The sequence below is a fragment of the Salinivibrio sp. KP-1 genome (assembly GCF_000968645.1).
GTDB classification, from domain to species: domain Bacteria; phylum Pseudomonadota; class Gammaproteobacteria; order Enterobacterales; family Vibrionaceae; genus Salinivibrio; species Salinivibrio siamensis.
Genome location: NZ_LAQR01000045.1, coordinates 272,530 through 283,104 on the forward strand (window position 1 = coordinate 272,530; position 10,575 = coordinate 283,104).

Sequence of the window (10,575 nt, forward strand, 5' to 3'; positions counted from 1 at the left end):
GTCACAACAAGGTAAAGGGTTGATATGGCGAATGATTTGTAAGTGCCACGAAAAAGCCGGAATAAAAAAGCGGCCGATTGGCCGCATTCAGTACTGAGATAGGCTGATGGTTGTCGATTATTTTTGGGACTGATGTGCCGCTCGCTGGTGATTCAGTTTGTCGATCGCGATGGCTAATAGTCCAGACCCATTATCACTGTCAGGGCCAAAGCCTGCGGCCTGTCCCGCTAATAAAGCAAGGGCGTCACTGACATGTGAAACGGCGTACACGTGAAACTCGCCTTTTTCTACTGCGAGTACTACATCTTTGCGGAGCATCAGGTTTTGGATATTGGCTTCTGGGATGATCACCCCTTGAGTGCTGCTCGGCCCTTTAAGCGTACACACATCAAAAAAGCCTTCGATTTTTTCATTTACACCACCAATGGGTTGCGCTTCACCGAACTGATTCATCGAGCCAGTAATGGCAATATCTTGTCGAAGTGGGACATCCGTGATCGCAGAAAAAATCGCGCAGAACTCCGCTATGGAAGCACTATCTCCATCCACACCGCCGTATGATTGCTCAAAAGTAAGATGGGTTTTGAGTGGAATGGTGTCCGTTTTACCCAATAAACTTGCCAGGTATGCTGACAAGATCATCACACCTTTGGAGTGAATACGGCCGCCGAGTTTCACACTTCGCTCGATATCCAGCACTTCTCCTTCCCCAAACGCCGTGGTCGCGGTGATACGGTTGGGTAAGCCAAAGCTGTAATCCGATGTGCTCAGTACCGAAAGGCCATTGATTTGACCCAGTGCCGTGCCATGCGTGTTGATAAGTGTGACGCCGTTTTCCACATTCTGCATCATGCTGTCACGCAATCGACTGACGCGCATATTGCGGCTGGCGAGGGCTTTTTCTACATGCAGGGCACCAATACTGTTTGCTTTGGCGTGGTGGGCCCAATAATTAGATTCACGCAATAGGTTGGCAATATCAGCGGAGTGTAGTGATAAGCGATTTTGATCGTCAGCTTGGCGAGCACTGTGCTCAATAATACGCGCAATGGCACTGCGACTGCAGTGAAGAAGATGACTGTCATGAATAATGCTTGAAATGAACTTGGCGTATTGTTGCTCGGTGCTCTCAGTGCGCGGCATGTCATCTTCAAAGTCGGCGGTGACCCGAAACAGCTCAATAAACTCCGCATCGTAACGTTGGAGTAGCTGATAGGTTTGATAGTCGCCAAACAAAATGATCTTAACATCCAGAGGAATCGGCGCCGGATCGAGAGACACAGTCCCGCTTAGGGTCACTTCTCGCTCTAGGGCGCTAACACTTAACTGGCGGCTACTGAGGGCCCGCTTGATGCCATCCCACACATAAGGCTTCTCAAGGACTTTAATCGCATCCATCAGCAACACGCCGCCATTGGCGCGGTGAAGGCTCCCTGAACGAATCAATGAAAAGTCGGTAAACACCGTGCCTTTAAACGTGGCATTCTCAACATAACCGAACAGGTTGTGATAACTAGGGCTATCCTCAACCACGATCGGCGCTTGTGCGTCATTCTGACTGACTAACACATTGACTTGGTAACGGCGAGGGAGTTTTTTATCCAGCGCCGCATACGCGAGTGCGGCTTGCTCCTCACTGTCTTCAAGGAAAATATCGAGGTGCTCAAGCATGTCAGCTTGCATGGCGTCTAAAAAGGTTAAAATGTCAGGCAAGTCAGCAAAGTTTTTCTTAAGCGGTGCCATTTGCGTGGCGATGACTTCTTGGGCGATATCCTCATCCAAGGCTTTTTGTTTTTCCGCGTACTCAGACTCCCATTCGCCAAGTTGGCGAACAATACCGCGCAGTTCCGTCTCTAGCTTATCGATGACTTTGCCAAAGGCCATCTGCTCGTCGTGTGAGAGGGCGTCAAAGGTCTCCTCGGTATGAGGCTCCTCGCCATTTAGTGCCACAAATTGGTAATCACCTTGAGGGGTGATGGTCAAACTCACATTGTTTTTTTCTGCTGTTTCACTTAACCCCTGAAGGACGCTTTGTTGGCGCTCAGTAAGCTGGTTTTTCAGTGTTTCAGCACGCTGGTAATACATTTCGTTGTCAAATGCCATAGGCAGGGCGTTGGCCAGTTTGCCCATCAGTTGCTCAATATGCTTTTTGAGTTCACTGCCTTTACCCGCAGGCAGCTTCAGTACTTCTGGGGAGCGCGCTTCATGAAAATTAGCGACGTAACACCAGTCATAAACCGGTGACTCACTTTGCCAGTGTTGGTTGAGGTAGCGCATCATCATGGTGCGTTTTCCAAGTCCATTTTGGCCAATGGCATAGATGTTATAGCCTTTCTCTTTGATGGACATGGCGAACTCAACCGCGTGACGGGCACGATCTTGGCCCACAATCTCGTCGAGTGGCGCAAGGTGTTTGGTTGAAGTGATGTCACTGTGCTTTAAACTGGACTCACGGTATAAACGATCGCTTGTTAGCGGAGTGATAGCCATAGCGCTTCCCATATTGGCATTTTGTCGGTGATGACTTTCAGTGTAGCGGCTGTAAGTGATTGTTTTAGTGACCTTGGTGGAGAAAGCTGGGATGGGGTCACAATTTTGCTTTGCCTGGTGGTTTTATGTACAAAACGGGCCGTTGGGCCCGGTACGATTGTGCGTTGGAACGGCTTAGTGAGATGCCTTTATCGCGGCGATCAGGGTATCGATATCTGCGCGGCAGATGTCTTTATGTGTCACCAAACGGGCTGGATTGCCGGACAGAGAGACGCGGATCTCCTTTTCCATCAGTCGCATTTGCAGGCGTGTACGATTGATTGTTTCGGCCACATCGACATAAACAATGTTGGTTTGCACAGGATAGCCGCTGGTGGAAAAGCCGTTCAGTTTTTCCAACTCACTGGCGAGGTAATGCGCATTAGCGTGATCCTCTGCCAAGCGTTCCACGTTTTCGGTGAGTGCTTTATAGCCGGCAACGGCCAATATGCCCGCTTGACGCATGCCGCCACCTAACATTTTACGAAGACGACGGGCTTTGTGAATCAGGGCTTTCGAGCCGAGTAGCAGTGAGCCGACAGGAGCGCCTAACCCTTTGGATAGACAAATCGTCATCGAGTCAAAGTGACAACTGATCGCCTTGATGTCCACCTCCAGTGCGACAGCCGCGTTGTAAACCCTGGCGCCATCAAGATGTAGCTGCAGTTGATGTTGGTCGCAAAATGTTCGCGCCTTGGCTAAATAAGACAAAGGTAACACTTTGCCACCTATGGTGTTTTCCAAGCTGAGCAGCTTAGTACGGGCAAAATGAAAGTCATCGGGCTTGATAGCTGCGGCGATTTTATCGAAAGACAAGGTCCCATCTGACTCGTTCTCAATGGGTTGTGGCTGAATCGAGCCCAACACAGCAGCACCGCCTGCTTCGTATTTGTAATTGTGCGCTTGCTGACCACACAAATACTCATCACCGCGCTCGCAATGCGCCATCAGGGCCAATAAATTGGCTTGGGTACCCGAGGCGGTAAAGAGTGCGGCTTCAAAACCATGTCGTTCAGCCGCCCATGTTTCCAGCGCGTTAATGCTCGGGTCGTCGCCATACACATCATCGCCCACAGGGGCGTTAGCCATGGCGTCTCGCATGGCAGCATCGGGCTGGGTCACGGTGTCAGAGCGAAAGTCAATCATGGGGTAACGTCCTTGTCGTCAGTTATTTAAGTGGGTGATGCGCGTTTACGTCTGAGCATAGCAAAAACCCATTGACTAAAAATAGTGACAAATGTGGGTTATTGACTTGGAAAATAAAAAAGGCCTCCGATGAGGCCTTGGTACAGATTGTTATCACAGACGCGCGCGATTAGCTTTTCAACATCTGCCAGTACTTTTGATAGATTTTCACCGCTTCACCGACATCATTGGTGAATTCACCTTTATTAACTGCTTCATCGGATGGGAAGATGGTGCTGTTCTCTTTTAGCTCGGCCTCTAAGTACTCAGCCGCGTTGGTGTTCGGGGCTGGATAGCCAAATTCTTCCACCAATTTCGCCTGATTCTCAGGACGATACATAAAATCGATAAACTGGTGTGCCAAGGTCTTGTGTTCTGCGTTTTTTGGGATGATAAAATTATCCATCCATAAGATCGCCCCTTCCTGTGGGTAGACGAACTCAATGCCTTCGATTTCTTGTTGCGCCATGTAAGCATTGCCGTTCCATTGTTGGCCAATGCTCACTTCACCGGTAACAAACGGCACATGCGGCGCATCAGAGTTGTACACGACCACGTTATCGCGTAACTCACGCAGGTATTCATAGGCTTGTTTAATTTCAGCCTCTTCGGTGCTGTTAATGCTATGACCTTGCGCTTTCAACGCCATGCCAAACACATCACGCACATCATTCAATAGCATGACTTGGCCGTTGAAGTCGTCACGCCATAAGTCAGCCCACTTGGCCACTTTACTGCCATCGACGTAATCACTGTTGTAGCTAATGCCAGTCACACCAAACACATACGGCAGCGAATAGTCATTGTTTTTGTCAAAAGGTTGACCCAGTAGGCCTGGGCGCAATTGATTAAAATGGCTAATTTGGCTCTTATCAATTTTGGCGAGCATCTCTTCATTGACCATTCGCTCAATGAAATAGGTTGAGGCAAACGCCAGATCGTAGCCTTCGCTATTTAGGAGTTTAAGCTTGGCATACATGGCTTCATTACTCTCAAAGGTGGAGTAATTCACGTCGACTTGATACTCCTCTTCGAACGCTTCAATCACGTCCATTGGCATGTATTCTGCCCAGTTGTAGAGGTTGAGTACCTTATCGTCTGCATGAACGCCGCTTGCAAAGATGGCTGAAAGCGCAAGTGTCGTGGCGGTGATTCCGTGAGAAATTTTTTTCATTGTCATGATCCTTCAATGGCTTACTGGCCGAGTACACGTCGAGCGCATCATATTGTACTTGACCTTAGTGTCAACGAGTTTTTTACCAACCTGGATAAAGTGCAATACCTTGCTAACGTTAGCATAACCGTCGCCATCTCCCCCAAATGGTCGGGTAAAGTGATGAGAATAAGGGCTTGCCAGAAAGGGAGGACGGTGCCAGTATTTGCGGCCTTTGAGAGTGTGTTGGCGCTAAGCCATAGTGCTTGTCTTTTTTTACTACCTTTTCTTTTTAATACTAAGAGTAACCATTGAGAGCATGGTCAAAACGGTTCGACCTGATAAAAACTTCAACGCGGCGACAAATTACTATGTCGCCAGCCAAAACCAAACGCTGTCATTTCCTGCTTTGGCAGGCACACAAGAGGCAGATGTGTGTATCATTGGAGCGGGTTTAACGGGCCTGAATGCCGCCATTGAATTGCGACAGCGTGGCTACAGTGTCACCGTTATAGATGCGCGAACGGTGGCGTGGGGAGGGTCTGGCCGGAATGGTGGCCAATGCCTCGTGGGATATTGCCTTGGGCTGAGAGAAGTTGACGAAACCTATGGGCAAGCTTGGGGCAAACAGTTATGGGACTTGTCGGTTGAAGCCGTTGATATTGTGCGTGAGCGTATCCAGCATCACCAGATTGACTGTGACTTTCAACCCGGCTATATCGAGCTTGCCTTAAATTCCGCGCAGCAAAAGGAGCTGCAAAGCTGGCATGCATTAAAGCAAGGACGTTATCAGTATCCTGATGCCCAGTGGTGGGATAAAGCGCAAGTGGCAGATGTTGCAAATACGGACCGCTATCTAGGCGGGTTATACGATCCCAATAGTGCGCACATTCACACGTTAAACTACACGCTAGGCCTCGCTCGTGCCGCGGCGCAAATGGGTGTGAAAATCTATGAGCACACCCCTGCTACACGTTTGGTTAAGGGGCAACCTCATGCGGTGATCACGCCTCAAGGTCGAGTGAATACGCCCCGAGTTTTACTTGCTTGTAACGCCTATCTAGAGGGGTTACACCGCCAAGCGCAAGCCAAGGTTCTGCCCGTTGCCTCGTTTATTGCTGTTACCGAACCGCTCGGGGAGCGCATGCCAATTACCAATCGCATGGCGATGTCGGATCTCAACAACTGTTTAGATTATTTCCGCCCGACGGTAGAGGGGCGCTTGTTGTTTGGGGGTGTCAATCATCCCTTTAATCGAGAATATAAGGATTCGACCCAGCGGCTCCACCGGCGGATGACTAAGGTTTTCCCTCAACTGGCCCAGGTAAAAATGGACTATCATTGGGGCGGGATGTTTGCCGTGACCCGCAGTTACATGCCGCACATTGCGCATCTTGGCAATGATATATATACCGCACATGGTTATACGGGGCATGGCGTTGGATTAACCAATATTGCGGGGCGAGTGGTTGCAGAGGCCATCGATGGCCAAGCCAGTCGCTTTGATGTGTTTGCTCGTCTAAAGCATGGCTGGATCCCCACGCCAAAAATGCTACGTAGCCCAGCGCTCGCGCTTGCGATTTGGAAAGCAAAACTCGAGGATTTACTCCGTTGATATCTTGAAAGGAAATAACGTTATCGATTAGGTTTGCTTATGGTTACGATAAATAACACATGTTGTCCTGCCCGTTAAACGCAGTAAGGTAGCGTCTCTATTCCTAGGCGGAGACAAGTGTTTGAGCAACCTGGCTATCATCGATGATATTGCGACGCATGGACTCAGTGTGTGTGACGGATTTTTGTCAGCGCAAGAGGTGCATGACTTGCACACATGCCTACCGGCCCAATGGTCGCAAGCCACCATTGGGCGCGAACAAAAACAGCACACCAATACGCAAATTCGCCGGGATAAAATTCACTGGTTAGAGCGCGGGCGCCAGCCTGCCGTGGATGCATTATTAGCAAAAATGGCTGATCTTCAGCAGGCATTTAATCGTCATCTTTTTTTGGGGCTGTTTGAATATGAAGCGCATTTTGCCAAGTACAACCCCGGCGACTTTTATGCCAAGCATTATGATGCCTTCGAAGGACGGTCAAACCGTAAGGTGACCACCGTGTTGTATCTCAATGAAGACTGGTCTGAACAAGACGGGGGCGAAATCGTCATTTACAACCCTGACGGTAGCCATCGGCAAACCCTATGGCCGAAAGCGGGGCGATTGGTGACGTTTTTATCCGAAGCTTTCCCTCATGAAGTGCTTCCAGCCAAAAGACAGCGTTTTAGTATTGCAGGTTGGTATCGACTGAATGGTATGAGCGGTCAGCGAGTTGATCCAATCCGCTAACGGCAGCCATACTCACTGTCTAACAGTATTGAACAAGGCAGTGTTATATGGCTCGCCCTCCCGAGCAGCAAAGTTTCTTTTCTGATGCGGCATTTGATAGCCACCCGATCACTGATATGCCTGATGCTCAGGTAGACTGGTGGCCGAAGTGGTTGTCAGTGGGCTGTGCTGACACATTGTTTTCAACCTTACTTGCACAAACGCCTTGGCAACAATTGCCGATTTCGTTGTTTGGCCGCACCGTGATGCAGCCGCGTCTATTAGCATGGTATGGTGATCATCCTTATACCTACAGTGGGCTAACGCTTCAGCCGCTGCCTTGGACTCATCCTTTGCGCCAACTCAAAGGCTGGGTAGAGGCGCAGTGTCAGACCCCCTTTAACACTGTCCTGTTAAATCGTTATCGCAGCGGCAGCGATTACATGGGATGGCACCGAGATGATGAGTCCGAGCTGGGGGAGCAACCTACTATTGCTTCTGTCAGCTTGGGCGCGAGCCGCCGTTTTCTCTTTCGTCATCCTAAGCGGCAAGAAAAGCGAGAGGTTTTATTGAATCACGGATCCTTGTTGGTGATGAGAGGTACAACCCAAACTCATTGGCAGCACAGTTTGCCGAAAACACAAAAGCCGACGAGCGAGCGAATCAACTTAACATTTCGCTTCCTTACCCCCTCTGACAAATAGGGCGCCATGCGGACGCCTTTCAATCACGGTGGCTCAAAAAGTTGATAAGAAGGCGAGCCGATGGGTCGCTCGCCGTTACCTATTTGAGCGATTGTGGTTATTCAACAATCAAGCTGACGTCTTGGTAATCCCTATAGCCCCGAAGCAAGACTGAAAACTCACCTGGCGATGCGCCATCAAACCGGCAGATTTCGTTATTTCCGCCTTGATAGGGGCGACAATCCCAGTTATCAGCGCTAACTTGACCACCTTGTTTGACATAAAGGTCCACATCGCCTGTACCGCCGTAGGTGCGGATGACAACATCACTGGTGGTCTCTAACTGGTAGCGATAGGTGCGCTCGCTGCCACGATCCCCTGATATGTTGTTGATAGGCTGCCCAAGTTTGAGGTTATTACCCGGATTAGGCTGCGAGTCTGCGTTGGCTAGCTCTACCGTATAAGCAAGGCCTAGCTTAGTGAATTTGGTTGCATGACGTCCTTCGCTATCACTGTTGGCGAGTGTGTCGCGAGGGGTATGAATATTGGGATTGTAGTCATTGAATTTTGCTTCGAACGGCATGGCTGCAGGATAGCCTGCTTGATGCCAAGACGCGTGGTCGGAGCACGCATATCCGCATGTATCAAAGCCATAGCTAAGTGTAGGCAAATAGGTATCGAGTAATTGAGTGAGATACTGGGTGAGCCCGCTATCGGTATAATCGGTAATAAAGACAATATCTTCTGCTGAGCCTTGGTAGTTGGTCATATCAAGCTGCAACACGCCACGTACATCTTTGCCTTGTTGTTTAAATTGGTTAGCAATAGCTTGCGAGCCACGGAGTCCAACTTCTTCGGCGGCATAAGCGACAAAGGCGATACTGCGTTTGGGTTGAAAGTCATTCTGCGATAAAACACGGATGATCTCTGTCACTGCCGCAATCCCGGAGGCATCGTCATCGGCGCCAGGAGCGATACTTTGCTCGTCTGTGCGTGCACCAATGGTGGAATCGAGATGCCCACCAATCACAACCCACTCATCAGGGCTTTCTGCGCCTTCGATAGTCATCATCACCGACGCTTGGTTATAACCACTGTGCGACACTTGAGAGATTGTCACACCGTTTAACCCCTGGGCGAGTGATTGCCAACGTGCCTTTATCCAATCGGATGCTTGTGCGCCCGATGTCGTGGTGTAGAAGCGGTTAGGAAAGTCGGTCAGGCGATCGATGGTATTCACGATTAAACTTGATTGAATTTGGTTCAGCCAAGGTGTCACGAGCGCCTGCTGCTTGATAGCTGGTGGTGTAAAGCTTGCGCGGGACACCGGCATATTGCTGGCTGCCATGGCACTTTGTGCTGAGGTGTGCACGATGTAGCCACCACAGCGGTGGTGATTTTCATGCATCTCATGAGACAGCGCGGCCAGTTGCGATTCACTGACTTCACCTACCCATGCTTTGCCATTGCTTGCAACAGCGTGTGACAACATCGGTCTGGCGCCAGCGTGACGTGCCGTTTGTTGCGCATCAGCGCCAATGGAAATCCAGACTTTATCGTCGCCTTGACCCGCGTGAGCAAAGTTAGTGGCCAGCACGAGCGCGAGCATTGTCATTTTGTATTTCATGTTTCCTCCTTGATTTGAATAGTGTCGCATTACTCCTTGCAACCCATTCACTGTAGAGGAAAAAGACACGTTGTTTAAAAAATAAGACAGACATATTGCGGACACAAAACTTGTCACAAAAATGTTAATAAGAGATAAGATGAAGATGAAACAGGGAGTGAAGAATAAAAAGGCAAACCATGCTGAAAAGATCCGCAAACTGGGTGGATTTTGATGTTTTCGTTTGCAAAACAGGCAGCTGACACTTTTTTTAAATAATAAGTGTTGACTCGATCACGTTAATCCGTAGAATGCCTCCCCGTACTCAAGAGGCAGCAGCGTTAAGGCGCGTTGGCAGAGTGGCTATGCAGCGGATTGCAAATCCGTGGACCTCGGTTCGACTCCGGGACGCGCCTCCATGTTTCTCTTAGTGCAGTAAAATTCGGACGCGGGATGGAGCAGTTTGGTAGCTCGTCGGGCTCATAACCCGAAGGTCGGTGGTTCAAATCCGCCTCCCGCAACCAATTTTAGGTTGCTGAAGAAGCACTTAACGATTGATCATAAGTCAATACGACCTTCGGTCGGTGCCGTTGCACGGCGCGTTAAATCCGCCTCCCGCAACCAATTTACACAGGGTCATGCAACGCTTAATTGCATAAGGCGACATTAGCTCAGCTGGTAGAGCGCGACCTTGCCAAGGTCGAGGTCACGAGTTCGAACCTCGTATGTCGCTCCAAGTTTTGCCCACATCAAGCAACAATTGATGTTACGGACGCGGGATGGAGCAGTTTGGTAGCTCGTCGGGCTCATAACCCGAAGGTCGGCGGTTCAAATCCGTCTCCCGCAACCAATTTTACACAGCGTCATGCAACGCTTAATTGCATAAAGCGACATTAGCTCAGCTGGTAGAGCGCGACCTTGCCAAGGTCGAGGTCACGAGTTCGAACCTCGTATGTCGCTCCAAGTTTTGCCCACATCAAGCAACAATTGATGTTACGGACGCGGGATGGAGCAGTTTGGTAGCTCGTCGGGCTCATAACCCGAAGGTCGGTGGTTCAAATCCGCCTCCCGCAACCAATTTTAGGTTGCTGAAGA

At 49.8% G+C, this 10,575-nt stretch carries 7 protein-coding genes and 6 tRNA genes; 9 read left to right on the forward strand and 4 right to left on the reverse strand.

Annotation, left to right across the window (positions count from 1 at the left end):
* Positions 1 to 117: 117 nt before the first annotated feature.
* The 3 genes from WN56_RS13295 to WN56_RS13305 all read right to left on the reverse strand — a co-directional run bounded on the left by WN56_RS13295 (position 118) and on the right by WN56_RS13305 (position 4,888).
* Positions 118 to 2,490, reverse strand: a complete 2,373-nt coding sequence (locus WN56_RS13295) for a Lon protease family protein (RefSeq protein WP_046075454.1) — start codon at positions 2,488 to 2,490, stop codon at positions 118 to 120.
* 174 nt (positions 2,491 to 2,664) lie between these two features.
* On the reverse strand, positions 2,665 to 3,675 hold the full coding sequence (ltaE, locus tag WN56_RS13300) for a low-specificity L-threonine aldolase (RefSeq protein ID WP_046075455.1): 1,011 nt from the start codon (positions 3,673 to 3,675) through the stop codon (positions 2,665 to 2,667).
* 169 nt (positions 3,676 to 3,844) lie between these two features.
* A complete protein-coding gene (locus WN56_RS13305; protein ID WP_046075456.1) occupies positions 3,845 to 4,888 on the reverse strand; it encodes a PotD/PotF family extracellular solute-binding protein in 1,044 nt (347 codons plus the stop codon).
* A gap of 298 nt (positions 4,889 to 5,186) precedes the next feature.
* On the opposite strand from WN56_RS13305, the gene WN56_RS13315 reads away from it, so the two are divergent.
* The 3 genes from WN56_RS13315 (at position 5,187) to WN56_RS13325 (ending at position 7,895) form a co-directional block, all read left to right on the forward strand.
* Complete coding sequence (locus tag WN56_RS13315; protein ID WP_046075458.1) at positions 5,187 to 6,482, forward strand: FAD-binding oxidoreductase; 1,296 nt, start codon at positions 5,187 to 5,189, stop codon at positions 6,480 to 6,482.
* A gap of 121 nt (positions 6,483 to 6,603) precedes the next feature.
* Positions 6,604 to 7,212 carry a 2OG-Fe(II) oxygenase gene (locus WN56_RS13320; RefSeq protein ID WP_046075459.1) on the forward strand — a complete coding sequence of 203 codons (609 nt, stop codon included), beginning with the start codon at positions 6,604 to 6,606 and terminating at the stop codon, positions 7,210 to 7,212.
* 47 nt (positions 7,213 to 7,259) lie between these two features.
* On the forward strand, positions 7,260 to 7,895 hold the full coding sequence (locus tag WN56_RS13325) for an alpha-ketoglutarate-dependent dioxygenase AlkB (RefSeq protein WP_369795710.1): 636 nt from the start codon (positions 7,260 to 7,262) through the stop codon (positions 7,893 to 7,895).
* A 97-nt stretch (positions 7,896 to 7,992) separates the two neighbouring features.
* On the opposite strand, the gene WN56_RS13330 is transcribed toward WN56_RS13325, so the two are convergent.
* On the reverse strand, positions 7,993 to 9,501 hold the full coding sequence (locus WN56_RS13330) for a M28 family metallopeptidase (protein WP_046075460.1): 1,509 nt from the start codon (positions 9,499 to 9,501) through the stop codon (positions 7,993 to 7,995).
* Positions 9,502 to 9,825: 324 nt separating this feature from the next.
* Between WN56_RS13330 and WN56_RS13335 the strand changes: the two genes are divergently transcribed.
* The 6 genes from WN56_RS13335 (at position 9,826) to WN56_RS13360 (ending at position 10,557) form a co-directional block, all read left to right on the forward strand.
* A tRNA-Cys gene (locus WN56_RS13335) sits at positions 9,826 to 9,899 on the forward strand.
* A 28-nt stretch (positions 9,900 to 9,927) separates the two neighbouring features.
* A tRNA-Met gene (locus WN56_RS13340) sits at positions 9,928 to 10,004 on the forward strand.
* Between the two features lie 136 nt (positions 10,005 to 10,140).
* Positions 10,141 to 10,216: transfer RNA gene (locus WN56_RS13345), tRNA-Gly, on the forward strand.
* A 37-nt stretch (positions 10,217 to 10,253) separates the two neighbouring features.
* Positions 10,254 to 10,330 (forward strand) — tRNA-Met (locus WN56_RS13350).
* 37 nt (positions 10,331 to 10,367) lie between these two features.
* Positions 10,368 to 10,443 (forward strand) — tRNA-Gly (locus WN56_RS13355).
* 37 nt (positions 10,444 to 10,480) lie between these two features.
* A tRNA-Met gene (locus WN56_RS13360) sits at positions 10,481 to 10,557 on the forward strand.
* The last annotated feature ends 18 nt before the right edge of the window (positions 10,558 to 10,575 follow it).

Bases quoted from the DNA above. Each gene is read 5' to 3' on its own strand.
- WN56_RS13295 (WP_046075454.1), bottom strand. From the start codon at position 2,490: ATGGCTATCACTCCGCTAACAAGCGATCGTTTATACCGTGAGTCCAGT.
- ltaE (WP_046075455.1), bottom strand. From the start codon at position 3,675: ATGATTGACTTTCGCTCTGACACCGTGACCCAGCCCGATGCTGCCATG.
- WN56_RS13305 (WP_046075456.1), bottom strand. From the start codon at position 4,888: ATGAAAAAAATTTCTCACGGAATCACCGCCACGACACTTGCGCTTTCA.
- WN56_RS13315 (WP_046075458.1), top strand. From the start codon at position 5,187: ATGGTCAAAACGGTTCGACCTGATAAAAACTTCAACGCGGCGACAAAT.
- WN56_RS13325 (WP_369795710.1), top strand. From the start codon at position 7,260: ATGGCTCGCCCTCCCGAGCAGCAAAGTTTCTTTTCTGATGCGGCATTT.
- WN56_RS13330 (WP_046075460.1), bottom strand. From the start codon at position 9,501: ATGAAATACAAAATGACAATGCTCGCGCTCGTGCTGGCCACTAACTTT.